This is a genomic window from Spirulina sp. LEGE 11439 (assembly GCF_059821285.1).
The window spans coordinates 105,826-130,544 of the sequence record NZ_JCAMRX010000006.1 but is presented as its reverse complement, the minus strand read 5'-3'; the positions used below and the strand labels follow the sequence as shown (position 1 = coordinate 130,544).

The window sequence follows — 24,719 nt, the reverse complement described above, 5'->3', positions numbered from 1 at the left end:
CAAGATAAAATAGTAGAGAAAACCATATCAATTTAGTAGAACGATTGGGAAAAAGTAGTACAGATAAGTAGCACCCATAAAACGATGCCCGAGTAAAGCAAAAAAAGCTCGAATCTTTAGCATTTTCCCATTACTTCAATTTTACGGAGTTGTTTACCCTATGACTTCCTCTCAGGAACGAATTGTCCCAACAGATTTAAGAAATGAAATGTCGCGCTCCTATCTCGAATACGCGATGAGCGTAATCGTGGGGCGGGCATTACCCGATGCGAGAGACGGTCTCAAACCCGTTCACCGCCGCATTCTCTACGCCATGTACGAGTTGGGACTCACCCCCGAACGTCCCTTCCGGAAATGCGCGAGGGTTGTTGGAGAAGTTCTTGGGAAGTACCACCCTCACGGCGATACGGCGGTTTATGATGCCCTCGTGCGGATGGCGCAGGATTTTTCCATGCGTAATCCTCTGATTAACGGTCACGGTAACTTTGGCTCCGTGGACAACGATCCCCCCGCCGCCATGCGTTACACGGAATGTCGCTTGCAATCTTTAGCCACCAATGCTTTATTGCGAGACATCGAAGCAGAAACCGTTGATTTTGCCGATACCTTTGACGGGGCGCAACAAGAACCCGTCGTCCTCCCTTCCCGCATTCCGCAACTTTTGCTGAACGGTTCTTCGGGAATTGCCGTGGGGATGGCCACCAATATTCCCCCCCATAATTTAGGGGAAGTCATCGACGGATTAATTGCCCTGATTGAAAACCCAGAAGTTACCATTCAAGACCTGCGACACTATATCAAAGGCCCTGATTTTCCGACGGGAGCGCAAATTTTAGGACATGCCGGCATCCGCGATGCCTATACCACCGGACGCGGTTCGATTACCATGCAGGGGGTCGCAGCGATCGAACTGATCGAACATCGCGGCCGTCCCGATCGCGAGGCCATTATCGTCACTCAACTGCCCTATCAAACCAACAAGGCCGCGTTAATTGAAAAAATAGCCGATCTCGTTAACGATAAACGCATTGATGGCATCTCCGACATTCGCGATGAAAGCGATCGCGATGGCATGCGAATTGTCATCGAATTAAAACGAGATGCGATCGCTCGAGTCGTCCTCAATAATCTCTACAAACAAACCCCCCTACGCAGCAATTTCGGGGCCAATATGCTGGCCTTGGTCAACGGAGAACCCCAACTCCTCGATCTAAAGTGCTTTTTGCAAGTGTTCCTCGATTTTCGCATCGAAGCCATTACTCGTCGTACCCAGTATAAACTCCGCAAGGCCCGGGAACGCGACCACATTTTGCAAGGATTGCTCATTGCGCTAGAAAACTTAGATGCAGTGATTCGACTCATTCGCCAAGCGGCGGATACCGCAACGGCAAAACAGCAATTAGTGGAGAGTTTTGGACTTTCAGAAGTTCAGGCTGATGCCATTTTACAAATGCAGTTACGTCGTTTAACTGCTTTAGAAGCCGAGAAAATTCAGGCAGAACATGAAGAATTACTGGCAACGATCGCAGACTTAGAAGATATTTTGGCCCGGCGAGAGCGGATCGAAGCCATTATTGTCGAGGAAGTCACAGAAATTAAGAACATTCATGCGACTCCTCGACGCACGGAGATTCTGGCCGCAGAAGGAGAATTAGACGAAACCGATCTCATCGCCAACGAACCCGTTGTCATTCTTCTCACCGAACAAGGATATATCAAGCGGATGCCCGTGGATACCTTCGAGGCACAAAACCGCGCCACTCGCGGACGGGCGGGGGCCAAAATCAAGGAAGATGATGCCGTCGAACATTTCTTAACCTGTTGCGATCACGATATGGTGCTATTTTTTAGCGATCGCGGAGTCGTTTACTCTCTCAATACTTACAAAATTCCCACGGCATCCCGGACGGCACGGGGAGCGCCCATTGTCCAACTTCTCCCCATCCCTCGGGAGGAAAAAATTACCTCGTTAATTGGTGTCAGCGAGTTTAGCGACGATGGTTATCTGGTCATGCTGACCCAAAACGGAATCATTAAGAAAACCGCATTGTCTGCCTTTAGCAATATTCGCACCAATGGTTTGATTGCCATTTCCCTCGGAGAAGGGGATAGTTTGCGCTGGGTGCGTTTGGCCAAAGAGGAAGATAGCATCATTCTCGGATCCCGGTTGGGAATGGCTATTCATTTTCAAGCCAGTCATCAACAGCTGCGACCTCTCGGACGGGCAACGCGGGGGGTGAAGTCCATGAAACTGAAGAAAAATGACAATGCGATCGGCATGGATATTTTCCCCAGTCAAGTCGTGGCGAGTCTTGCTCCCAGCACGGAAGAAGAGGAGGAAACTGAAGAAAATGGCGAGGAAACCGTAGAAACCGTAACGGATGCGGGAGAAGGCCCTTGGGTTTTGGTCATCACCGCCAAAGGTTACGGAAAGCGGGTTCCGGTGTCTCAATTCCGCCTGCAAAACCGAGCGGGAATGGGACTGCGGGCGATCAAATTCAAGTCGAAAGAGGATGAGTTAGTGGGTTTACTCGTCGTCCACCCAGGAGATGAGTTAATGCTAGTCACGAATCGAGGCGTTATTATTCGTCAAGCGGTCGATGCCATTTCTCCTCAGTCTCGCGGGGCGACGGGAGTACGGGTGCAAAAGTTGGATACAGACGATGCGATCGCTGCTGTTGCGATCGTGCCGCTTTCGGACGAAGAGGAAAGTTTTGAAGCAACTGAAGTCGAAGCCATAGAAGCTGAGGCAACTGAGGTTGAAGCAACTGAAACTGAAGTCACTGAAACTGAGGCAACTGAGATTGAAGCAACTGAAGCTGAAGTCACTGAAGTTGACACGATAACAGAAGAGAGTACGGGAGAAGAGGAATAGCGATCGCTGAGAGCGGGCATTGCCCGCTCTACTCCTTCAAGACTCGTTACGAATCCGTCACAGCTCCGAGATGGCTCGAAGAAACCAACTTCGCATATTTTGCCAAAACCCCCTTAGTATAGCGAGGTTCGGGTGCTTTCCAGTTGGCACGGCGTTGCGCTAATTCTTCGTCAGAAACATGAAGGTGTAGCGATCGCGCTTTCGCATCAATCGTAATCATATCGCCTTCTTTAACCAAAGCGATCGCGCCGCCCACCGCCGCTTCTGGAGCCACGTGACCTACAACTAACCCGTAAGTTCCTCCAGAGAAACGCCCATCGGTAATCAAGCCCACAGAATCCCCCAAACCCGCGCCAATAATGGCAGAAGTAGGGGCCAACATTTCCCGCATCCCCGGCCCTCCTTTCGGGCCTTCATAGCGCACGACGATCGCATCTCCCGCCCCGATTTTTCCCTCGAGGATTGCGCTCAAACATTCTTCCTCCGACTCAAACACCTTCGCAGGTCCCGTCATTTGCGGATTTTTCACGCCGCTAATTTTGGCCACGCCGCCAAATTCCGCTAAATTCCCTTTCAAAATGGCAAGATGCCCGGTTTGATACATGGGATTGTCCCACGGGCGAATCACATCTTGGTCGGAGGAAGGTTCATCGGGAATTTCCGCCAAAACTTCCGCAACGGTTTGCCCACTGATGGTTAAGGCATCGCCATGCAGCAAATCGTGACTCAATAACATTTTCATCACTTGAGGAATCCCTCCCGCCGCGTGCAGATTTGTGGCAACATAACGCCCGCTTGGCTTCAAATCACATAATACTGGAACGCGATTGCGAATGGTTTCAAAATCGTCGAGGGTTAAATCTACGCCAATCGTGCGAGCGATCGCTAACAAATGTAAAACCGCATTCGTCGATCCCCCGATCGCCATAATCACAGAAATGGCATTTTCAAAGGCCTTGCGGGTCAAAATCTGACGAGGGAGAATTTGCTTCCGAATCGCTGCCACCAAAACCTCAGCCGATTTTGCGGTACTCTCCGCCTTTTCCTCATCTTCGGCGGCCATCGTCGAAGAATAGGGCAAGCTCATCCCCATCACCTCAAACGCCGAAGACATGGTATTCGCCGTATACATTCCCCCGCAAGATCCTGCCCCCGGACAAGCATTGCGCTCGATCGCCATCAGGGTCTCCTCATCCATTTTCCCTGCCCCGTGCTGCCCGACCGCCTCAAAAGCACTGACCACGGTTAAATCTTGCCCGTTGTAATGTCCCGGTTTTATGGTGCCGCCATAGACAAAAATAGCGGGAATATTCATGCGGGCCATGGCGATCATCGCCCCGGGCATATTTTTATCGCAACCCCCGATCGCCAGCACGCCATCCATACTTTGAGCATTACAGGCGGTTTCAATGGCATCGGCAATGACTTCCCGCGAAACAAGGGAATATTTCATCCCTTCAGTCCCCATAGCGATACCATCGGATACAGTAATCGTCCCAAACATCTGGGGCATGGCTCCCGCCTCTCGCAGTGCGGTTTCTGCCCGTCCGGCCAGCAGATTAATCCCCATATTGCAGGGGGTAATCGTGCTATAACCGTTAGCAAGCCCGACGATAGGCTTGCTAAAATCGTCGTCCCCAAATCCCACCGCCCGTAACATGGCACGGTTGGGCGATCGCCGAACGCCTTGAGTAATGGTCTGACTTCTCCGGTTGTCCGATACATTGCTTGACATAATCTGTTCTGTTCTCCTGCTAACCCAGAAGGCAATTTTGATGAAGCTATTGCTCTATTGTCCAACTTTCCTTCCCTTCTTTTGGCAATCTTTGGGAATTTTTTGGAAATGTTAGTTTTTCTCGGGAAATACGTAAATCCCCTAAATCCTTAACAATTGTTTAAGAAAGTCTGATTGCCTTACCCGGCCTTGTTTTTACTGTATTTTCATTAAAGAAGGGATCGCGATCGCTGCCCAAACGATCGCAGGTCAATCGGTTATTCCTACAGATGAAGAATTATAACTAAATAGAAGCAATGCTCGAATAGAGCAGTCAAAACGGACAAATTTCAGGGGTGCAACATTGAAAACTATCAATAAACGGGAAGGCGATCGCCTGCCAACTTTTTCACGGTGTTGTATCGCAAAGTAATTGAGGATATGAGTAAAGGGTTATTGATGATGAATGCCGCAGAACTCTTGCAACGCTATGCAAGGGGAGAACGAGATTTTCAAGGCGCAAAACTCGAGAGCGCTTTTCTGGGTGGGGCTGATTTAAGCGATGCAAATTTGCGCGAATGCGATCTGAGTGGAGCAAACTTAATTGGTGCCAATTTAGCAAGAACCAACTTAAGAGAAGCCAACCTCAGTGAATCTCATCTTGATGCTCTTTTAAACGAAGCTAATTTAATTGGCGCTAATTTAAAAAATGCGACCTTAAAAGGGGCTAAATTAATCAATGCTTCTTTGAGAGCAGCTAATCTCCACGGTGCTATTTTGACAGGAGCAGATTTGAGTTTTGCCGTTCTCAGCGAAGCCGATTTACGTGAGAGCAATTTAAGTCGAGCCAAGTTAATTGGCTGCAACTTGGGACGAGCAAAATTAATGAACGCTTCCCTTGAAGGGGTGAATTTAGAAGGGGCGAATTTAACGAATGCGGTTTTGATGAAGGCAAATTTAGATAATGCCAATTTAGCAAAAGCAATCTTGGATGGCGCAAATTTGAGTTACGCAACGGGGGCAAAAGTCGATTTCAGTCACGCGCGTATTAGCAGTGCCAATTTAGGGAGCAGTAAGTTTCCCGAATCCAATTTTAGAGCTGCTCATATCATTTGGACAACATTACGAAGTACGGATTTTACTCGCGGTAATTTTTATAAGGCTCAATTGTGTTGGTCGAATATGACGGGAGCAATTTTAGTTGAGGCACAGTTAATTGATGCCAATATTAATAATGTCAATTTTAAGAATACGGATTTACGCGGAGCAATTATGCCGGATGCGGGAAGTCGCGATCTGAATGGAAAAGCATGAATAGTTATCAGTAAACAGTTTAATAATAAAGAGGCAATCAGTCACTGATTTAACTGCTCGAATCGCCTCTCTATTGGCTGTAGGATTAATCTAAATTCATGATTTCAATCGGTTCGATCGCCTCTGCGGGTTTAAAGCCAAAAATACGAGCATAAAAGTAAAATTCCCCGTCTAAAGCACGTTTAATATTTTCTGCCCGACGAAACCCATGTTGTTCCCCTTCAAAGGCAATATATGCAACCGGTAAACCTTTTTTCTGAATGGCTGCCACCATCATTTCTGCTTGATTGGGAGGAACAACTCGATCTTCTAACCCTTGAAAGAAAATAACGGGACAAGATAAGCGATCGGTGAAATAAATGGGAGAACGTTGGTCATAAATGTGTTTTTCTTCGGGATATTTCCCGATCAAACCATCGAGATAGCGGGATTCAAATTTATGGGTATCTTTGGCAAGAACTTCTAAATCGCTGACTCCATAATAACTCGCTCCAGCTTTAAAGACATCTTTAAAAGTTAAGGCCGCAAGGGTTGTATATCCACCTGCACTTCCTCCTGCGATCGCTAATTTTTCCCGATCTACTCGTCCTCGATCGGCTAAATATTTGGCTGCATTCGTACAGTCATCAACATCCACAATTCCCCATTTTTTGTGCAAGCGTTGGCGATATTCTCGGCCGTATCCCGTACTTCCGCCATAGTTCACATCCACAAAAGCAAAACCGCGACTCGTCCAATATTGAATTCTTAAATTAAAGGTTGCAGAAGTGGCTGCAGTGGGGCCGCCGTGACTTTTGACTAATAAGGGAGGTAAGGTTTCTGCGGGGGCGGTATAATCTTTATTCTTGGGAGGATAGAACCAAGCATAAGCAGTCTTTCCGGCTTCTGTGGGAAAGGCGATCGCTTCAGGCAGAGAAAAATAGTCCGGGTTTCCTTCAATGGTGCTTGATTTCTTTAACGTCGTGTAGTTGAGGGTGTTTAAATCTAGTTTGACAAGTTGAGTGGGTTCGAGGGGAGAACCGGCGATAAAATAAGCATATTTCCCTTGTTTTGTCAAGGAATAAATACTGGTAAAAGGAACATCTAAAGTTGTTAATTTTTGGCTTTCTAGATCGAGTTTGGCTAAATATTTGCGACCATTTTGAGAATAGGTACAAAGTATTTGCTTTTCGTTTAAAAATGTATAAGGTTTTTCGCCAAAGACCCAGTGAGGATAGCCAAATTCTGCATCTTTTTCATAAACGCATTCGCTTTTACCGTCGATAAAGCGATATAAATTCCACCAATTATTGCGATCGCTCGTAAAATATAATACGCCGTCGGGACTCCATTCCGGGGCGCAGATTGACTCTTCTTCTCCGCCGGCAATACACTGTACGTTATCTAAAGTTCCATTACTTTGTAGGGTTGCAATCCATAATTTTGTCCCATCCCAAGGCATATTGGGGTGATTCCAATCGATCCATGCTAATTGGGAACCATCTGGACTCAAGCGAGGGGAGGTATAGAAATCGCTTCCCGATACGAGTTCGCGGACTTCTCCCGTGTTTAAATCGACAGTTGAGAGGGTGTTTTTCGGCTCTCCTTCTCCTGTATGGTCTTCGCAAACGCAGATTAAGCGATCGCGATCTAAAATTGCATCGGTATAGCGTTTTTGATTTTCAGGGGTTAACGGTTGCGGTTCAGATCCCGGTACTTGCTGATAGAGTCGTTGGTCGGCAAAATTGGCAAAATAGATCGTTCCCATTGCGATTAAAAATGCCCCACCACCATACTCATGCACCCGAGTGCGAACGTTAAATGGTTGCGGCGTGATATCGATCGCATTTCCCTGAGAATCCTGTTTGACGATAACATTCCGTCCCCCTTCTGAGGGTCGCCCCTCCAACCAATAAACGGTTTCTCCATCGACGACCGCATCGACTAGCCCAATCGTTCCCGATACAATAAGATCGGCAGTAATGGGGGATTTCCATGCACCAAAAGGAGCGGTTTGGGGATGACTCATCGCGATCGCTACCATAACAAATTAGTCTTTTATTTTATCGTAGTTTAGCGGGTTAGAGAAACAAGTTATGAATTTTGGAGAAGCTGAATTACTACAAATTGCCGATCGCGTCCTTTGCGATCGCACGGGGGAACATTTAACAGATATCGAAGCGATCGTGCTACAAGGCTCTTGGCAGAAGAAAAAGTACGAAGAGATTGCCAGCGAAGCTAATTTTAATCCCGATTATATTCGCGGCACAATCGGGCAAGATTTATGGCGAAAATTATCCGATGCGTTAGGAGAAAAAGTAGAAAAGCGCAATTTTCGCAAGGCATTAGAACGACATTGGCACAACTGGAACAATTCTCACGATCGTATTCTTTCTCCTATCAAAGACACTAGAGAAATTATTGCCAATTCACGAGAATTAGAACGTCCTCAAATCGAACAATCTTTTTATCATACTTTATCACAAGCAGGGTGTTTGGTTCGTATTAAGGCTCCCTGGCAAATGGGGAAAACGCTGCTGATGGCAAAAGGATTAAATTATCGCAAGAGTCGCGGCGATCGCGTCGTTCGCTTGAGTTTGCGCCTTGCAGAAGCGTCGGATTTTGCTAGTTTAGAAAGTTTTTTACTCTGGTTTTGTACCAGTGTGACGGAAATTTTGGCCGGGGAAAATAATATTGAAAAGCATTGGCAAAGTAAGCTCGGCAATAATAAGGTGAAGTGTATGACTTATTTTGAGAAATACTTGCTTGCTGATAATCAACCTCTTACAATTGCCTTAGATGATGTCGATCGCATTTTTCCTTATGCTAAGATTGCTGGGGAGTTTTTAGGGATTCTCAGAACGCTACACGAACAGGCAAAAACGAGAAAGATTTGGCAAACATTACGATTGCTCATCGTTCATACGGAATTATACGAACAGTTGGAAATCAATCAATCGCCGTTTAATGTCGGGACGCAAATCTCTATTCCTGAATTTACCACGGAGGAAGTTTGGGAATTGTCTAAATTATATGGTTTGTCATGGGATGAGGAACAAGTTAGGAATTTAATGGAATTGATAGGGGGACATCCTGATTTAGTGCAGAAATCTTTAACTTATTTCGCCAGAGGAGAAGGAGATTTTGAGACTTTGCGAGAGAGTGCGATCGCAGAGTCGGGAATTTATGGCAGTCATTTACGCCGCTATCGTCGTTATTTAAAACAACTCCCTCAAGAAATTATTACCGTATTTGAAAAGATTTATACCGCAGAAAATTCCCTTGAGTTACAATCTTATCAGGAGAAGGAACAAGCACAGAAGTTATATAATTTGGGCTTAGTTCAGTTTAGCGATCGCGCCGTTTTTCCTCGTTATCGCTTGTATCGAGATTATTTTTACCAGTTGTTAAATTGAATTTGAGGAGGATTGATAATGCGAAGGAAAGTCAAAGAAGGTTCGCAATCGAAAAATATCCACAAAATAAGGAGAAAGCATGAAAAATCCTAATTTAGATGAAATCATATCGATCCTTAAAAATTGGTTTGTTAAGAATTACCAAGAAAACTCGATAAAAATTATTTTATATGGTTCTCAAGCACGAGGAGATGCTGGAGAATATTCGGATATTGATGTTCTAATTGTTTTAAATCGAAGATTTAATTATAGGGAGGAAATTGAGAAAACCAGTAAATTTATTGCTGATTTATCTCTAGAATATGAAACAGTGATTTCTCGTGCTTTCGTTTCTCAGGAGAGATTTAAACAAGAAAATAGCCCTTTTTTATTGAATGTACGACGAGAAGGTATTGTCTTATGACGCACGAACAACAATTACTATTAGAAAAAGCTCGATGTAGTTTAATCGGTGCAGATTTATTAATAGACAGCAATTTGGCTGAGTTAGCGGTTTCTCGTGCTTATTATGGAATGTTTTACATCGCATCTGCTTTTTGTACTATTTTTTGTGCTACTTATTGACGCATAGAGTATGAGATAATAACACTCGGGTTTAGTGCTAATATTGTTGATATCAAAAAAAGTTTAGGCAGTCATGGAAACTCAAGTTGTAATTATATTTCCTTATGGTGGTTTAAAATCAGAAATTCAAAAAGCTATTTTTGAGAAAATAGTGGAGTGTTCGTCGGCTGCGACACATGGGAGAATAGCAATTCTTGTGATTGAAGAAGCTACCAAAAACAAGATGAACCCCTCTGATTGGGACGAACTAAAAAGAGATAAACGATTAGAGATACTTTCTACGTGGTCTGTAGATACTTGTCAAAGGTGGCTGATAGGTTGGGGATATGCACTAGAGAAGTCTCAAAATGATACAGATAGAATTGTGCTATTACCTGGAGATATAGAGAGAATAGGTGATATCGATCTAAAAATTGGTCAAGATAACAATAACACCTCCATTGCAAATGCGATTGCAAATGCGATTGCAGATGCGATTCTTGCGAATACATACGAACTGTCAAATAATGTAAGACAAGATTTGGAAACACAAGGTTCGGAAACACAAGATTTAGAATCACAAGGTTTAGAATCACAATATCTTAATGATATAGATAGGTATATTAATAACATTAGGATTTTCTTTCAAAAACTGAGGATGTTTATCGAAATCGGTAACAGACAAACACAAGGTTTAGAAATTGTGATTGGAGATTATCAGAGTCAACCCCATTCGGCTAAAGAATTAATTGATATTCATGGAACTTTTCCTTTAATTGCCAATTGGTTTCGAGGCGCTTTTAGGCAAATCACTAATAATATTTTGGACGTGAACGATCCTAGCGATTGCGGATTAAGCAAACCTAGATCTGAATTCCTAAACATTCGTAAAGATGTACTCAAAAAACTTCTTGAAACCTATACTCCTTTTGCTTATGAGCAAACTTTGAATATGATTGTGCGCTGGTATATTCAAGAAAAACGCACAGATGGTATTTATAAATTTAAACTTGGTGTTTTACACGATGATAAAACATTTAGAAAATTTCGGAATTGTGTAGATCAAATCGAACGAACAGAAAGAATGTTAAGATTCGTTTGGAGGCAGATCGAGGACCCCAAACGAAATGAATTTAAGTCAGAGGAAGAGTATCAAGATGCGTATCATAAGTTTATGAAAGACTATTCAGAACACGATCGCCGTTCGACTGCTATTCGTGAAGCTGCGAATATAGCGCTAGAAAACTTTCTGATTTAAACCAAGAATATCTAAGTTATGATGCCTTGTTGTGGACAAAATCCATATCGCAATTGAATAAAGATATAGGATTTCCGTGCGATCGCTTCTGGGGAAGGATTCAGAAAAGCGATCGCCGTTTTTATAGGGATCGCAGACTTCTTCATTCACTTCCCGACAGATCGCAATATTATACTGGCCTTACTTCAGCATCAAAGCAACTTGTTTTGCGAAATAAGTAAGAATCAGATCCGCCCCTGCCCGCTTCATGCTAGTGAGGGTTTCTAAAACAATTTTTTTCTCATCGATCCAGCCCTTTTGTGCGGCGGCTTTAATCATGGCATATTCGCCACTGACATTATAAGCAGCAACAGGCATATCGCTAAATTCTTTGACGCGGCGAATGATATCCATATAGGCTAAAGCAGGTTTAACCATGACAATATCAGCCCCTTCGTCAATATCTAACTCAACCTCTTTCAATGCTTCATCCGTATTCGCCGGATCCATTTGATAGGTCTTCTTATCGCCAAACTTCGGCGCAGATTCTAGGGCATCTCGGAAGGGTCCATAATAAGCCGAAGCATATTTGGCAGAATAAGCGAGAATGCTGACATCAATATAGCCTGCCTCATCCAATCCCGCTCGAATCGCACCAATGCGACCATCCATCATATCTGATGGTGCAACCATATCGGCTCCAGCTTCAGCATGAGAAACCGACATTTTCACTAACACGTCTACCGTTTCGTCATTGAGAATCACGCCATCTTCGACAATACCATCGTGACCGTAGGTGGAAAACGGATCGAGAGCAACATCGGTAATGACAACAATTTCCGGAACTTCTTTTTTGATAGCGCGGATGCTGCGTTGTACTAAACCCTCGGGATTATAACCTTCCGTACCTTGATTATCTTTCTTATCATCCGCAACGAGAGGAAACAAAGCGATCGCATTAATTCCCAAACTATAAGCCTCAGCCACCTCTTTAACCAATAAATCGAGAGAATAGCGATAGCAATCTGGCATGGAAACAATCTCTTCTTTTTTATTCTCCCCTTCCATGACAAATACGGGGTAAATCAGATCGTTAACTGTCAGTTGCGTTTCCCGCACCATGCGCCGAAATGCAGCAGTGCGGCGCAAGCGACGAGGGCGTTGAATCAGGTCGAGGGGGTTTGAGGTAGAGTTTGCTGAAGGCATATCACTTTGAGACGAGCAAGGGTTCGTTAAATTATGGTAGAGAGGAACGTACCTCGAAAATGAAAAGTTTTATTAAGTTGTCCTGCTGTCGTCAATTCCTGCTGTCCTCAAATTAGGTCAAACATTCGATCGCTTAATTGTTCGGCTTTCTTTCTTGTTTGATATAAGGTGATAGTTCTTCCCATAAACCCGGAAAATTCGCCCGAAAAGAATCAGGTTTGGCCAGTTCCATATCTTGATAGTCAAACCCGGGAGCAACAGCTTCTCCAAGTAAACAGAATTCACCTTCTTCGAGTATTGCTGCTTTCCAACAACCACTTGGCACCAATAGCTGAGGAATCTGATCTTTAGTCATATCAAAGCCCAGTTTAAATTTTGACAATTTTCCATTTGGCTCAACAATCAAATAAGTCACGGGATAACCGCCGTGAAAATAATGAATAATATCTGATTGATTTCTGTGAAAGTGATCCAAGGGGCGATCGTCAGTCAGCATATAATAGATAGAAGTGAGCAAGTTTCTCTCACTACCTTGTCGATCTGTGTTTATCGTGGCATGAGAACGGTAAGTTTCCTGAAAATATCCTCCCTCAATATGTTTGACAAGAGACAGCTTTTTAATAATTTCATTTTTGTTCATTAGGAATAAAACCACTTAAAGCAAATTCTTTTGTGAAAAGTAACGTTATGGTTTGATTGTATTTGGTATCAGTTTAATGATATCATTAAAAGACATTTTCCGGAATAGGGGCGATCGCAGTTGTAGAGGCGATCGTTTTCTCGTTAGATAACTGATTATGATTGACAATCGCGTTAAAACCAAAAAGCGTTACAGAAAAGCGATCGCTGGACTTTCCTTGCTATTATTATCCGGAACGGCTTTTTATCTGATTTTAGTTAAACGTGGTTATCTTTTCCCAGTCAATCATTTGTGGGGAATTCTGACAAATTCTCAAGTTTCTCCTTGGCATTCTTCTCCAGACTATAGCCACTTATTAAACAGCGATCGCAATATTCCCGATATTCTCAATTCTGTTGCGATCGATAAAAGCAAAACATCTATTCTTATCAATAAATCTCAGAGCATCCTGACATTATATTACGATCGCCAGCCAATTAAATCTTATCCTGTAGTTTTCGGAGGAAATCCTACGGGAGATAAACTCAGAGAAGGCGATCGCAAAACGCCTGAAGGGGTTTTTAAAGTTCGCGATCTTTACCCTCATCAAAGTTGGTCTAAATTCATTTGGTTAGATTATCCCAACCCCAACTCATGGCGCAAGCATCTGCGAGCCAAACAACAAGGGAACATTCCAGTTAATGCCAGTATTGGCGGTGAAATTGGCATTCATGGCGTACCAGAAGGAGGGGACAATCTCATCGATCGCCAAAACAATTGGACATTGGGATGTATTTCTCTCAAAAACAAAGATGTTGATGAGATATATAGCGTTATTCAAACCGGGACAACAGTAGAAATTATCCCCTAATTGCCCTTATTCTTCCGGGTCATAAGTCGATTGCACATATAATTCCTTCAGTTGTTTTTCATCAACCGTTGCAGGTGCATCTGTTAATAGCGATCGCGCTTGTTGAGTCTTCGGAAAGGCAATCACATCTCGAATGGATTCTTCCTTCGCCAATAGCATCACCAAACGATCCAACCCATAAGCAATTCCCCCATGAGGAGGCGTTCCATATTCAAAGGCTTCCAAAAGAAACCCAAATTTTTCGGCGGCTTCTTCTTTTGATAAACCAATTGTTTCAAACACTTTTTCTTGAATATCTTTTTGATAAATTCGCAAGCTACCGCCACCAATTTCAAAGCCATTATAAACCAGATCGTAAGCCTGCGCCCTCGCTGTTTTCAAATCGTCGATATCTTCGGGGTTAGGTGCGGTAAAAGGATGATGGAGTGCCTCATAACGCTTCTCATCAGTATTCCATTCAACCATCGGAAACTCGGTAATCCAAACGAGGCTAATTTTTTCGCGATCGATCAGTCCCATTTGGTTACCAATCGTCTGACGCAATCGATCTAAAGACTTATTGACAATCTCGGCATCTCCTGCGCCAAACAAGAGTAAATAGCCTTCTTTTGCGCCTGTTTTCGCTAATAATTCTTGTTTTTGTTCCTCGCTGAGATTATCTTTAATTGCGCCAATTGTATCAATTTCTCCATCTTTTTTGACGCGGATATAAGCGATCCCTTTTGCCCCTGCGATCGTGGCTTCCTTAAATAAATCGCCACCGGGTTTAATCCGCACATTCGAGATTTTGTCGCCGTCAGGGATGGGAAGAACTTTAATAATGCCGCCTTTTTTAACTGCACCAGAAAATACTTTAAAGCCGCTATCTTTGAGCAATTCGGAAACTTCCACTAACTCTAATCCAAAACGAGTATCCGGGCGATCCGTCCCATATTTTGCGAGGGAGTCTTTATAAGTCAACCGAGGAAACGGACGCGGTAAATCGATTCCTTTCACGGTTTTGAAAATGTAACCGATTAACGCTTCATTTAACTCGATAATTTCTTCTTCCGACATGAAACTCATTTCCATGTCCAGTTGCGTAAATTCTGGCTGTCTATCGGCGCGTAAATCTTCATCGCGAAAACAACGAGCAATCTGATAATAGCGATCGCATCCCGCTACCATTAACAATTGCTTGAATAATTGCGGTGACTGAGGTAAAGCATACCATTGCCCTCCACTGACCCGGGAGGGAACGAGATAATCTCTCGCCCCTTCTGGAGTCGATTTTGTGAGGATTGGCGTTTCCACTTCAATAAAGTTCTCCTCATCTTCCAAAAAGCGCCGCATTGCTTTAACCACTTGATGACGCAAAACTAAATTTTGCGTCATGCGATCGCGTCGCAAGTCCAAATAACGATATTTCAAGCGCAATTCTTCTTTAACAGATTCCGTATCGACTGTAGAAACTTGAAACGGTAATTGCTTGCTGACACGGTTGAGAAGAGAGATGCGATCGGCAAAAATTTCCACCTCTCCCGTTGCAATTTTAGGATTTACGGAGTCTTCCGGACGTTGACGGACTTCTCCAGTGATTTCAATGACATATTCATTTCTCAACGCATCTGCATCTTCATAAGAGTCGGGAGTGCGCTCGGGATCGCTAACAATTTGGATTGTTCCCGTGCGATCGCGCAAATCGATAAAAATAACCCCACCAAGATCCCGACGGCGATCGACCCAACCACAAAGGGTGACAGTTTCGCCGACATGACTGGCTCGCAGGGCAGAACAATATTGAGTACGCATAACAATTGAGGTTTAACACAAAAAATAACGCAGTTTTATATAGTAACAGAACTTCACACTTTGCCCATTATCTTCTCCTGTCGTTCATCATAGATCGGGAATGCCGATTGTGGAGAAGATAGAGAAATGGGTTTATTTGACGCATTCCGCAAAAGTGGAAGCATCCAGAAACAGGTGACTCTCGGTCCTGCTGAAGCCTTTGCAGCCATTATGCTTTTAGTCGTCGCAGCCGATGGCTATCTCGCCGATGATGAAGTTCGCCTGCTGAATACGACCTTGGGACGAATGAGGCTCTTTCGCAGCTATTCCGGTGATGTCATGCGCCGAATGTTTGACAATATTTCAGGGATTTTGCGCCGAGATGGGGCTGATGTTTTGTTTAATGCCGCCATTGAAACACTTCCTCACGATCTTTACGATACGACCTTTGCGATCGCGACGGATCTTGTTCTGTCCGATGGTGAGGTCTCTAAGGAAGAAGAAGACTTGTTGGGAAGTCTGTGTCGAGCCTTAAATTTACCTCAAGACCAAGTGGATCAAATTATTCAGGTCATGGTCATTAAAAATAGAGGATAATAACGCGGGCGGGTCATCCTCGCCCTTTTTTTACATAGGAGAAAAGAATGGGATTATTTGATGAATTTCGCAATAGCAGTGAAATTAATTCCGGACAAATTACCCTCGGGTCCGCCAATGAAATTATCAAAGTGATGATGATTAAAAATAAAGGATAATCGAGCAAAATCCTTTGTTTCTCTGAAGAGGCGATCGCCTGTTTTTTTATCTTGTTGTTAGTCGAGAGAAAAACTGCGATCGCTCTTACCTATCCGACTCCGAAAAATAAAAATTAGTAAACGTCTAACAAAATTATTGAACTGCACTTTAGCGATCGCAACATTGTTTGCGATTACAGCATTCTATTTTCTGGGAACTCTACAAACCAGATTACTCAAGTGAGTTGAATAGTCTGGTGCGTACTGTGTCTGAATATGTACAGTATTTCTGTTGTCGCATAAGGTTTACTCTGCGATCGTTCTATCTGTCTGCTACACAAAAATATTAACAACCCTTAGTAAGTGTTTTTTTTCTTAAATTGAATATTTTTGTTAGATCTATGTTATTGTCAGATTGCTAGTCACCTAGTATGGTAACAGAACAAAATCAATGTAGGAGTTCTAAAATGAAGCTACGGAAATTAATGATTGCTTGTATCGCTTTTGTACTCGCATTTACATTTGCTTGGCCGCTACAAGCTCATGCTTACGATAAATCCTGTGTATCGCTTCTAGTCGGAGCCGGATATGCTGCAGAGATGAGAACGAAAGTAGACATTAACGGCACTATCTTATACACAGATTGGACGGGTTCATTCCCCATTGGACAAACCAAATGCCAAGATGTTGCCTTTGTTTCCGAAGGTAGCACTTTTGTAGCACAAGTCCATGCGCTCGCCGGAGAAACAAAAGAATGCACTCCAACCATCACTCAAGCAGGTGGAGCAGGATCGGCAGTATGGCAAGCTTGGGGTACAACGTTAAATGTTAAGTGTGAGATGCCATCTCTGTAGTAGGCAATGCAATCTTGCTGACTAGGAGTTTAGCGCGTTTTTCTCGTTGGATGCTTTATCTCGATCGTCTTTCCCAGATGATTCGTTAGTGAAGCACAACTCGCTTTCTTAATATTGAAAACCACGATCGTTCTTGGGAAACTAAGAGCGATTGTGTTTTTTTTAGGAAGAGAGGCGATCGCACAAAGCTATTATTAAATTTTGGCGATCGCTTAGTTTTTCGGATAACTCCTCCTGCGCGATCGCTCTCTGGGGTTGGGGATAAATTATTGTTCGATCGCTTATCGATCTGGATAAAATAAAAATGCGATCGCATCTCCTTTAGGGGGTAAAATAGAAGATTACATCCCTTTTTTTTGAGTGAGGAATTTGGCAGCGATGTCTAAGTTGCTAATCGAACAATACAAGCGAGAATTAGAAGAGTTACGACGTTATGGCGGGTCTCGCAATGAGTCTTCTCTGCGAAAGGCGTTTGAGTCTTTGTTAGGAGGATATTGTAAAACGCGGGATTTTCGTCTGATTGCAGAGTTAACTTTTAAAAATACCTATATTCGTCCGGATGGGACGGTAAAAGATGCGTTGCGGTTGGATTGGGGATATTGGGAAGCGAAGGATACGAAGGACAATTTAGATGAGGAAATCGAGAAGAAGTTAGCGAAAGGGTATCCCACAGATAATATTATTTTTGAAGATACGCGCACGGCGGTTTTATGGCAAGGGAATGCGGAAATATTGCGGGTTTCAATGGCGGACTGGGAGGCATTAGATCGGCTTTTACAGCAGTTTATTAATTACGTGCGTCCGGAGGTCAAAGATTTTCGGGAGGCGTTAGAAAAGTTTAAACAGGATGTACCTTATATTGCGGAGGAGTTACGAGAAAGAATAGCAGATGCGGCAGCGAATAATCAGAAGTTTCGGGAGGCGAGGGAGTCGTTTTTAGAGTTATGTCGCAAGTCGATTAATCCGGAAGTGACGGGGGACGATATTCGGGAGATGATGATTCAACATATTCTCACGGAGGATATTTTTACGACGGTTTTTAATGAGTCTCAGTTTCATCGGGAAAATAATATTGCCAAGTCGTTACAAGGAATTATCGAGACGTTTTTTACGGGATCGGTGCGTCGAAATACGTTAGGAAGTATCGAGCATTATTATGCGGTAATTCGACGGACGGCGGCGAATATTTCCAATTATCACGAGAAACAAAAGTTTTTAAAGGTGGTGTATGAGAATTTTTACAAGGCGTATAATCCCAAGGCGGCGGATCGGTTAGGAATTGTGTATACGCCGAATGAAATTGTTAAGTTTATGGTGGAGAGTACGGATTATTTATTACACAAACATTTTGGCAAGGTTTTGAGCGATAAAGGGGTGGAAATTTTGGATCCGGCGACGGGGACGGGGACGTTTATTACGGAGTTGATTGAATATTTGCCGGCGAGTAAGTTGAAGTATAAGTATCTCAATGAGATTCATTGCAATGAGGTGGCAATTTTGCCGTATTACATTGCCAATTTGAATATTGAGTATACTTATCAGCAGAAGATGGGGGAGTATGAGGAGTTTAAGAATATTTGTTTTATGGATACGTTGGATAATACATCTTTTGCGGGAAAGCAGTTGGATTTGTTTGCGATGACGTTGGAGAATACGGAGCGGATTAGACGGCAAAATGAGAAACAAATTTCGGTGATTATTGGCAATCCTCCTTATAATGCAAATCAGCAAGATTTCAACCGAAATAATGCTAATCGTGCTTATAAATCCATTGACGATCGCATTAAAGATACTTATATAAAACAAGGAAAAGCACAGAATCAAATTGCAGTTTATGATATGTATACCCGATTTATTCGTTGGGCAAGCGATCGTATTAGTGAAAATGGAATCATTGCATTTGTAACCAATTCTTCTTTTGTAGATGCGTTAACATTTGATGGGTTTAGAAAAGTTGTTGCTGAAGAGTTTAGCGATCTTTATGTTGTTGATTTAGGGGGAAATGTTCGTACAAATCCAAAGCTATCAGGAACAACTCATAACATTTTTGGAATTCAAACACCTGTAGCAATTACATTTTTAGTTAAGAAACAAGAAAATAAAATTCAAGATTTTAATATTGACTATATTTGTCGTCCAGAATTTGAGTTGGCTGAAGAAAAGCTAAACTTTTTAGCAACAAATCAGTTAAAAAGCTTGGATTTTGATCACATCAAACCTGACAAAAAGAACAATTGGATTGATTTAACAGATAATGATTTTGATGATTTGTTAGCACTTATAGACAAAGATGTGAAAGCAGGTTATTCTCAAGAGGCAATTTTTGAGTTGTTTTCCTCTGGTTTAAAAACACAGCGAGATGAATGGGCATATGATTTTTCTGCTGATTTCCTAACGCAAAAAATGAAAACTTTTGTTGATATATATCAGAAAACATTTAATGATAAAAATCACAAAGATAAAGATTATATAAAATGGGATAGAGAATTGAAAAAATATTTATCTCGTAGAGTGAAGAAAATCTTTGAAAACACTAAAATTGTGAAAAGTTTATATCGTCCTTATACAATAAAATATCTGTATTTTGATAAGCATTTTAATGGAATGACCTATCAAATACCGAGTATATTCCCTAAGAATACAGTTGAAAATCAAGTAATTTCGTGTACTGATGCGGGTACTCAATCACTATTTATGATTGTAGTAACCGATCGCATACCCGATATTCATTTAGTAGGAACTGCGGCTCAATGTCTCCCTCTCTACCGCTACGATAAAGAAGGAAACCGCATCGACAATATCACCGACTGGGGACTCGAACAATTTCAAACCCATTATAATAATAAAACCATCACTAAACTGGATATTTTCCACTATACCTACGCTGTCCTCCATAACCCCCAATACCGCAAAAAATACGAACTCAACCTCAAACGAGACTTTCCTCGACTTCCCTTTTACGACGACTTCCCACAATGGACAAACTGGGGTCAAAAATTAATGGAATTGCACCTCAATTACGAAACCATGACTCCCTACAAACTCCAACAGATTGATATCCCCTTAAAAGCAGGCAAACTCTATAAACCCAAACTGAAAGCAGATAAAGATAAAAATCAAATTCTCCTCGATAATATCACCACCTTGAAAGATATTCCTCCCATTGCATGGGAATACAAACTCGGCAACCGTTCTGCCTTAGAATGGATCTTAGACCAACATAAAGAAAAGAAACCTCGCGATCCCACCATCCGCGAAAAATTCAATACTTACAAATTCATCGATTATAAAGAGAAAGTTATTGACTTATTGACCCGAGTATGCACTGTTTCTGTAGCAACCATGAAAATTATCCGAGAAATGGAATCAGAACAGTAGAAAGCAATGCGATCGCACCGATCCCATAAAATCAAACCTCAACCGCAGACCAAATTCCCTCACTAAATTCAGAACATAAAGAATGAATTGAATTTTGCGTTCTCTAGTTTTTAACTGTTTTAATGTCTCTAAGCTATCCTGATAATGAACTTCCTTTTAAGCGTGACCTAAAGCCAAACCCACCACTAACATTCCCAAGACTAAAAAGGGTTGTGCGCTGGCTTGATATTTCACATCATTCTTTAAAGGATCGCGTAAGAAATACATATCTTGAAAGACGATTTGTGGAATTACCAACAACATGACCAAAGTTGCATAGAGATTCTGATGAATACTAACCAAATAACCCGCAACTCCGGCTTGAAAAGTATCAATCATAATTACACAAATCCAAGCAGCAGTGGTTACGCCAAACATTACCGGCAGAGATTTTAAACCCAATTCGCGATCGCCTTCCACACTCTTAAAATCATTGACCACTGCAATCCCCAAACCGGCCAAACTATAAAATAGGGTCAAAACTACAATTGTCCCATTTAATTCCCCAAATAGCGCATGACCTGCCCACCACGGTAAAGCAATATAACTCGAACCGAGGGCATAATTTCCCAGCCAACCATTTTTCTTTAATTTTAGTGGCGGCGCAGAATAAATATAAGCAATAAAAGCACCAAATATCGTCAAACAAACCATGACAGGAAAATCATGACCGGCCCAAATATCTAATAAGTAAGAAAGCCCCAATCCTGCGAATAGTAAAACAAGGATTTGAGCGACCACTTGAGGAACAGAAATTGCACCGGAAGGGATGGGGCGATAGGGTTCGTTAATGGCATCAATTTCGCGATCGTAAAAGTCATTTAAGGTTTGGGTATAACCTGCCATCAACGGGCCCGATAACAACATACAAGTCAACGCCATGAAAAAATCATTGACACTCCAAATATAACCGCCTGAAGAAGCCGCCCCGCAGACGACCCCCCAAATCAAAGGAATCCATGTAATGGGTTTCATTAACTGCAAGCGGATCTTCCAAATATTCGTTTCTCCCGATGCAGCCCCTTTCATGCCTAAAAGTTGACGGGTTTTAGAAGTATCTTGACTTTGTTCTGGGTTTTGTGTCATTTCAGTAAACAGTTATCAGTGAATAGTTATTAGTAGATAGTTATTAGTGGATAGTTATTTGCGATCGCTCAACAACAGATAATGGTTATCGGGACGTTAAATTTAAAATTCCTCTATTGATTTGCGATCGCAATAACTTAACTTTCCCTGAAAAACAATTCCTGCTACAGGGAAAGAATTAAATAATGGTCTTGGAATTTTGCTCCTTTTACGGGTTGTCCTGTTAAAGGTGGAGGCAAAATAATATTGCGACGGCGATCGCCTGCTTCAATGGTAATTTCTGTCCCGTATTGGGTTAACTTGACTTGCTTTTTGTCAAATCCGGGTAAAAAGACCTTAGCTTGGCGTTTGTCAATATCAACGGCAAGAGGTTGGGGAATCTCTCCCACCTCGCGAATATTGGGAAGTGCATCGGCGATCGCATTAAGATCTTTTGTATCTGGGAGTTCTGTAAACGATAGGGGTGAAAATTCTCCGGTTAACGAGTTATTCGCCTTGGCTCGATTCCAGAATACGCCCCCGACGTGAACCCCAGCTAACTGTGCGCTTCCCCATAAATATTTAGCCATTGCGATCGCGACGGGGTCGTTATTCGTCACCAAATACGCTAAAACTCTTTTGGGATCGGCCACTGCTGCAATGCCTTCCTCTAACAAGGTTCGCGTTTCGCCGATGGGTTCTTCGGCGAAATTATCCAAAGACCACGACACATTAAAAATTGCTGAGGTGATGGGTTGGATGAAAGGAGAAAGCGCTTTTCCCAAATCCGACTCCAAGATTAATTCCCGGAAGCGACGGATATACCAATTGGTATTATCCGGTACGGCCAGGGCGCTAATTAATGCCAAATCTGCTGTACCATCGTAGACGATCGCATCAAATTTCTGGCTGGCGTTATAATTGCGAATTTCGTAGAGACCGAGAGCGCTTTCAAACCCCGGAAATGTCCCCAATTCCTGTCCGTAGACATTCTTTAAGGTAGAGAAGCGCAAGTATTTGGCCTCAAATTCCTTGACTTCTTCCCAACTTTTTGCTAATAAAACAGGCGTGTCAAATTGTACTGCCCAGAGATTGGGTTCGATTTCCTCGGGTTCAACTCCTAGCGATCGCCCGAGCAATAAACCAAAGGCCGGACTGGGATCTTGACTAGCCAAAAGAACGCGATCGCCGTTTTTAGCAAGTTTTTTGGCGGCGGCGATCGCAACGGTGGTACAACCCACTCCGCCTTTTCCTAAAAAAGTTATCAGGTGAGCCATTACAATATTTTCAACAGGATATCTTAAACTGCTTTGAGTTCGTCTTCAAAGAACCAACTCGCGCTTTTGTCGTCAAATTCGACAACAACGCCAACACCACTACCATCGGTCATTTTGTAACCGGTAATCGTACCGACTGCGCCGAGTTTTTTGGCGACATCTTGACCGACGCGATCGCGAATCCGACAAATTTTAACTTTTTTCCCGATTTCCATTCCGACTCCAATTTATAATTTGATGTAAAAATTTTGACCACTACACAGTTTACGGGAAAAGGGGATGCGGGGGAAGAAGTAACGAGTAATGAATAACGCGAAATCCCCAATCCGATTAATTGATGTGAAGGCGATCGCCGTTGAAAAAAATAGCGATCGCTCTCGGGACTGATGCGATCGCCCTCTAATCACTCTTCAAATTGAAGGGGTTTAGAGAGTGAAGTTTCCTGAGATTACGGAAGTCCTCGCTCTTAACCAATTTAGGAGAATTACCCATTTTAACGCATCCTTCCATGAGACAATCAAAAACGCACCTCTCCTCAAATCCCAACGCACCGATGACGGACAAACTCAAACCCGATTGGGCTGGCAAAGATATGCTCTCGCGATTTGTCAATTTCCTGATTCAAACCAAGCCCATCTACAATGTTATGAAACGCCAAGCGCGGCAAGTTCTCATCAAAACTGCCGAAAAAAATGGTATTCCTTGGCGAGAAATCTATCAGAAATTCGATCGCTCTCCGGCAAAAAGTCTCCTTCGGGAAATAACCAACCCAAATCTCACTTATCCCGAATACTATCAAGTTCCCTTCCATGCTTACCATGAAGGCAATCTCTGTTGGGCTGCAGCCTTTGAAGCCCAACCCGCAACGCAAGCAATGGGGTTGCGGGTGTGGAAAGGAGAAAGTATCTCGTGGCAAGAAGCTGAGAACCGAATGCGCGGAAATTTTCACAATATTCTTGGTGAATATAGTCCTGCGATCGTTCGCGATATCCTCGATGTGGGCTGTTCTGTCGGAATTTCTACCCTGACTTTACATCATTATTACAGCCGGAGGCAAAAAGACCCCGTGCGTACCGTGGGTTTAGATTTGTCTCCTTATATGCTCTCTGTGGCTAAAATTCGCGACGAAAAAGACGAGATCGATCGCTGGCTTCATGCCAATGCTGAAAATACAGAATTGAGCGATCGCAGTTTTGATATTATTACCTTACAATTTGTCATTCACGAATTGCCTCGGTATGCCAGCAAAAAGATATTTCAAGAAATGCTGCGAATTTTGCGACCGGGAGGCATCTTGAGTATTATTGATAATAATCCTAAATCTCCTGTGATTCAAAGCTTACCGCCCGCCCTATTTGTTCTCATGAAAAGTACCGAACCCTGGAGCGATGATTTCTATACTTTTGATGTCGAAGCAGCCTTAAAAGAAGTGGGATTTGAGCATAAAATCACAACTGCGAGCGATCCGCGCCATCGCACGATTATTGCCATTAAACCCATTGAGAACTAACTTGAATTTTACCCCGTTGTACGAAACGAAGCAGGCGATTAACCGCGCGTCTTTCTTCTTCTTCTAAGTCTTCTTTCAAGGTCGCAGCCATTAAACCATAGCGATCGCTAAGGGTTAAAATTTTGGTATCGGCAACAGAGGCAACAATTTCGGAAATAGCACCGGGAAGGAGTTCAATTTGATTCAACATGATTGGTTTTTGCCTTTTCTTATCGACAATTTCATCATCTCTTATTTTGCTTGAAACAGGGGTGATACCCCTCTTGAAAACCATGAGAACGCGATCGGGTTTAGAGATGACGGAAAATACGAAGAGAA

The 24,719-nt window shown here is 42.9% G+C and carries 22 protein-coding genes; 11 read left to right on the top strand and 11 right to left on the bottom strand.

All coding sequences use genetic code 11. The annotated features are described in order from the left end of the window. Positions 1-160: 160 nt before the first annotated feature. Positions 161-2,875, top strand: a complete 2,715-nt coding sequence (gene gyrA / locus AC6RV6_RS06355; protein ID WP_500239757.1) for a DNA topoisomerase (ATP-hydrolyzing) subunit A — start codon at positions 161-163, stop codon at positions 2,873-2,875. A gap of 46 nt (positions 2,876-2,921) precedes the next feature. On the opposite strand, the gene ilvD is transcribed toward gyrA, so the two are convergent. Next, on the bottom strand, positions 2,922-4,610 hold the full coding sequence (ilvD, locus tag AC6RV6_RS06350; RefSeq protein WP_500239756.1) for a dihydroxy-acid dehydratase: 1,689 nt from the start codon (positions 4,608-4,610) through the stop codon (positions 2,922-2,924). A 420-nt stretch (positions 4,611-5,030) separates the two neighbouring features. Between ilvD and AC6RV6_RS06345 the strand changes: the two genes are divergently transcribed. Continuing rightward, positions 5,031-5,903, top strand: a complete 873-nt coding sequence (locus tag AC6RV6_RS06345; RefSeq protein WP_500239755.1) for a pentapeptide repeat-containing protein — start codon at positions 5,031-5,033, stop codon at positions 5,901-5,903. An 85-nt stretch (positions 5,904-5,988) separates the two neighbouring features. On the opposite strand, the gene AC6RV6_RS06340 is transcribed toward AC6RV6_RS06345, so the two are convergent. Then, on the bottom strand, positions 5,989-7,911 hold the full coding sequence (locus tag AC6RV6_RS06340; RefSeq protein WP_500239836.1) for a S9 family peptidase: 1,923 nt from the start codon (positions 7,909-7,911) through the stop codon (positions 5,989-5,991). Between the two features lie 67 nt (positions 7,912-7,978). On the opposite strand from AC6RV6_RS06340, the gene AC6RV6_RS06335 reads away from it, so the two are divergent. The 4 genes from AC6RV6_RS06335 (at position 7,979) to AC6RV6_RS06320 (ending at position 11,099) form a co-directional block, all read left to right on the top strand. Beyond that, a complete protein-coding gene (locus tag AC6RV6_RS06335; protein WP_500239754.1) occupies positions 7,979-9,298 on the top strand; it encodes an AAA-like domain-containing protein in 1,320 nt (439 codons plus the stop codon). A 79-nt stretch (positions 9,299-9,377) separates the two neighbouring features. Continuing rightward, positions 9,378-9,701 (top strand): nucleotidyltransferase domain-containing protein, encoded by a 324-nt coding sequence (locus AC6RV6_RS06330; RefSeq protein ID WP_500239753.1) that lies wholly within the window; start codon positions 9,378-9,380, stop codon positions 9,699-9,701. Further along, complete coding sequence (locus tag AC6RV6_RS06325; protein WP_500239752.1) at positions 9,698-9,862, top strand: hypothetical protein; 165 nt, start codon at positions 9,698-9,700, stop codon at positions 9,860-9,862. Before AC6RV6_RS06330 ends, AC6RV6_RS06325 begins: the two co-directional genes overlap by 4 nt. A gap of 73 nt (positions 9,863-9,935) precedes the next feature. Further along, the gene (locus AC6RV6_RS06320; protein ID WP_500239751.1) at positions 9,936-11,099 is read left to right on the top strand and encodes a hypothetical protein; all 1,164 of its coding nucleotides are present in this window, start codon (positions 9,936-9,938) and stop codon (positions 11,097-11,099) included. An 11-nt stretch (positions 11,100-11,110) separates the two neighbouring features. Here AC6RV6_RS06320 and AC6RV6_RS06315 read toward each other — a convergent pair whose 3' ends face one another. From AC6RV6_RS06315 to AC6RV6_RS06305, 3 genes are all read right to left on the bottom strand, one after another. Beyond that, positions 11,111-11,245, bottom strand: coding sequence for a hypothetical protein (locus AC6RV6_RS06315; protein WP_500239750.1), 135 nt, complete (start codon positions 11,243-11,245; stop codon positions 11,111-11,113). A gap of 34 nt (positions 11,246-11,279) precedes the next feature. Further along, complete coding sequence (gene hemB / locus AC6RV6_RS06310; RefSeq protein ID WP_500239749.1) at positions 11,280-12,284, bottom strand: porphobilinogen synthase; 1,005 nt, start codon at positions 12,282-12,284, stop codon at positions 11,280-11,282. 133 nt (positions 12,285-12,417) lie between these two features. Then, the gene (locus AC6RV6_RS06305) at positions 12,418-12,924 is read right to left on the bottom strand and encodes a cupin domain-containing protein (protein ID WP_500239748.1); all 507 of its coding nucleotides are present in this window, start codon (positions 12,922-12,924) and stop codon (positions 12,418-12,420) included. Between the two features lie 157 nt (positions 12,925-13,081). Here AC6RV6_RS06305 and AC6RV6_RS06300 point away from each other — a divergent pair, with 157 nt between their 5' ends. Continuing rightward, a complete protein-coding gene (locus AC6RV6_RS06300) occupies positions 13,082-13,774 on the top strand; it encodes a L,D-transpeptidase family protein (protein ID WP_500239747.1) in 693 nt (230 codons plus the stop codon). Positions 13,775-13,780: 6 nt separating this feature from the next. On the opposite strand, the gene aspS is transcribed toward AC6RV6_RS06300, so the two are convergent. Further along, positions 13,781-15,565: an aspartate--tRNA ligase gene (gene aspS / locus AC6RV6_RS06295; protein ID WP_500239746.1), complete on the bottom strand. Its 1,785-nt coding sequence runs from the start codon at positions 15,563-15,565 to the stop codon at positions 13,781-13,783. A gap of 126 nt (positions 15,566-15,691) precedes the next feature. Here aspS and AC6RV6_RS06290 point away from each other — a divergent pair, with 126 nt between their 5' ends. Both AC6RV6_RS06290 and AC6RV6_RS06285 read left to right on the top strand, forming a co-directional pair. Beyond that, on the top strand, positions 15,692-16,141 hold the full coding sequence (locus tag AC6RV6_RS06290; protein WP_500239745.1) for a tellurite resistance TerB family protein: 450 nt from the start codon (positions 15,692-15,694) through the stop codon (positions 16,139-16,141). Between the two features lie 736 nt (positions 16,142-16,877). Continuing rightward, positions 16,878-17,132, top strand: a complete 255-nt coding sequence (locus tag AC6RV6_RS06285; RefSeq protein WP_500239744.1) for a hypothetical protein — start codon at positions 16,878-16,880, stop codon at positions 17,130-17,132. 85 nt (positions 17,133-17,217) lie between these two features. On the opposite strand, the gene AC6RV6_RS06280 is transcribed toward AC6RV6_RS06285, so the two are convergent. Further along, entirely contained in the window at positions 17,218-17,448 is a 231-nt protein-coding gene (locus AC6RV6_RS06280; protein WP_500239743.1) for a hypothetical protein, read from the bottom strand. A gap of 62 nt (positions 17,449-17,510) precedes the next feature. On the opposite strand from AC6RV6_RS06280, the gene AC6RV6_RS06275 reads away from it, so the two are divergent. After that, positions 17,511-20,510 (top strand): type ISP restriction/modification enzyme, encoded by a 3,000-nt coding sequence (locus tag AC6RV6_RS06275; RefSeq protein WP_500239742.1) that lies wholly within the window; start codon positions 17,511-17,513, stop codon positions 20,508-20,510. A gap of 156 nt (positions 20,511-20,666) precedes the next feature. Here the strand turns inward: AC6RV6_RS06275 and chlG are convergent, their stop codons facing one another. The 3 genes from chlG to petP form a co-directional block, all read right to left on the bottom strand. After that, a complete protein-coding gene (gene chlG / locus AC6RV6_RS06270) occupies positions 20,667-21,635 on the bottom strand; it encodes a chlorophyll synthase ChlG (protein ID WP_500239741.1) in 969 nt (322 codons plus the stop codon). Between the two features lie 164 nt (positions 21,636-21,799). Continuing rightward, entirely contained in the window at positions 21,800-22,891 is a 1,092-nt protein-coding gene (locus AC6RV6_RS06265; RefSeq protein ID WP_500239740.1) for a Get3/ArsA fold putative tail anchor-mediating ATPase NosAFP, read from the bottom strand. Between the two features lie 23 nt (positions 22,892-22,914). Beyond that, positions 22,915-23,106 carry a cytochrome b6f subunit PetP gene (gene petP, locus AC6RV6_RS06260; protein ID WP_500239739.1) on the bottom strand — a complete coding sequence of 64 codons (192 nt, stop codon included), beginning with the start codon at positions 23,104-23,106 and terminating at the stop codon, positions 22,915-22,917. Positions 23,107-23,444: 338 nt separating this feature from the next. Between petP and AC6RV6_RS06255 the strand changes: the two genes are divergently transcribed. Then, positions 23,445-24,401: a class I SAM-dependent methyltransferase gene (locus tag AC6RV6_RS06255; RefSeq protein WP_500239835.1), complete on the top strand. Its 957-nt coding sequence runs from the start codon at positions 23,445-23,447 to the stop codon at positions 24,399-24,401. Here AC6RV6_RS06255 and AC6RV6_RS06250 read toward each other — a convergent pair. Beyond that, positions 24,382-24,591 (bottom strand): hypothetical protein, encoded by a 210-nt coding sequence (locus tag AC6RV6_RS06250; RefSeq protein WP_500239738.1) that lies wholly within the window; start codon positions 24,589-24,591, stop codon positions 24,382-24,384. The genes AC6RV6_RS06255 and AC6RV6_RS06250 overlap by 20 nt on opposite strands. Between the last annotated feature and the right edge of the window lie 128 nt (positions 24,592-24,719).

Bases quoted from the DNA above. Each gene is read 5' to 3' on its own strand.
- gyrA (WP_500239757.1), top strand. From the start codon at position 161: ATGACTTCCTCTCAGGAACGAATTGTCCCAACAGATTTAAGAAATGAA.
- ilvD (WP_500239756.1), bottom strand. From the start codon at position 4,610: ATGTCAAGCAATGTATCGGACAACCGGAGAAGTCAGACCATTACTCAA.
- AC6RV6_RS06345 (WP_500239755.1), top strand. From the start codon at position 5,031: ATGAGTAAAGGGTTATTGATGATGAATGCCGCAGAACTCTTGCAACGC.
- AC6RV6_RS06340 (WP_500239836.1), bottom strand. From the start codon at position 7,911: ATGAGTCATCCCCAAACCGCTCCTTTTGGTGCATGGAAATCCCCCATT.
- AC6RV6_RS06335 (WP_500239754.1), top strand. From the start codon at position 7,979: ATGAATTTTGGAGAAGCTGAATTACTACAAATTGCCGATCGCGTCCTT.
- AC6RV6_RS06330 (WP_500239753.1), top strand. From the start codon at position 9,378: ATGAAAAATCCTAATTTAGATGAAATCATATCGATCCTTAAAAATTGG.
- AC6RV6_RS06325 (WP_500239752.1), top strand. From the start codon at position 9,698: ATGACGCACGAACAACAATTACTATTAGAAAAAGCTCGATGTAGTTTA.
- AC6RV6_RS06320 (WP_500239751.1), top strand. From the start codon at position 9,936: ATGGAAACTCAAGTTGTAATTATATTTCCTTATGGTGGTTTAAAATCA.
- AC6RV6_RS06315 (WP_500239750.1), bottom strand. From the start codon at position 11,245: ATGAAGAAGTCTGCGATCCCTATAAAAACGGCGATCGCTTTTCTGAAT.
- hemB (WP_500239749.1), bottom strand. From the start codon at position 12,284: ATGCCTTCAGCAAACTCTACCTCAAACCCCCTCGACCTGATTCAACGC.
- AC6RV6_RS06305 (WP_500239748.1), bottom strand. From the start codon at position 12,924: ATGAACAAAAATGAAATTATTAAAAAGCTGTCTCTTGTCAAACATATT.
- AC6RV6_RS06300 (WP_500239747.1), top strand. From the start codon at position 13,082: ATGATTGACAATCGCGTTAAAACCAAAAAGCGTTACAGAAAAGCGATC.
- aspS (WP_500239746.1), bottom strand. From the start codon at position 15,565: ATGCGTACTCAATATTGTTCTGCCCTGCGAGCCAGTCATGTCGGCGAA.
- AC6RV6_RS06290 (WP_500239745.1), top strand. From the start codon at position 15,692: ATGGGTTTATTTGACGCATTCCGCAAAAGTGGAAGCATCCAGAAACAG.
- AC6RV6_RS06285 (WP_500239744.1), top strand. From the start codon at position 16,878: ATGAGAACGAAAGTAGACATTAACGGCACTATCTTATACACAGATTGG.
- AC6RV6_RS06280 (WP_500239743.1), bottom strand. From the start codon at position 17,448: ATGCGATCGCATTTTTATTTTATCCAGATCGATAAGCGATCGAACAAT.
- AC6RV6_RS06275 (WP_500239742.1), top strand. From the start codon at position 17,511: ATGTCTAAGTTGCTAATCGAACAATACAAGCGAGAATTAGAAGAGTTA.
- chlG (WP_500239741.1), bottom strand. From the start codon at position 21,635: ATGACACAAAACCCAGAACAAAGTCAAGATACTTCTAAAACCCGTCAA.
- AC6RV6_RS06265 (WP_500239740.1), bottom strand. From the start codon at position 22,891: ATGGCTCACCTGATAACTTTTTTAGGAAAAGGCGGAGTGGGTTGTACC.
- petP (WP_500239739.1), bottom strand. From the start codon at position 23,106: ATGGAAATCGGGAAAAAAGTTAAAATTTGTCGGATTCGCGATCGCGTC.
- AC6RV6_RS06255 (WP_500239835.1), top strand. From the start codon at position 23,445: ATGACGGACAAACTCAAACCCGATTGGGCTGGCAAAGATATGCTCTCG.
- AC6RV6_RS06250 (WP_500239738.1), bottom strand. From the start codon at position 24,591: ATGTTGAATCAAATTGAACTCCTTCCCGGTGCTATTTCCGAAATTGTT.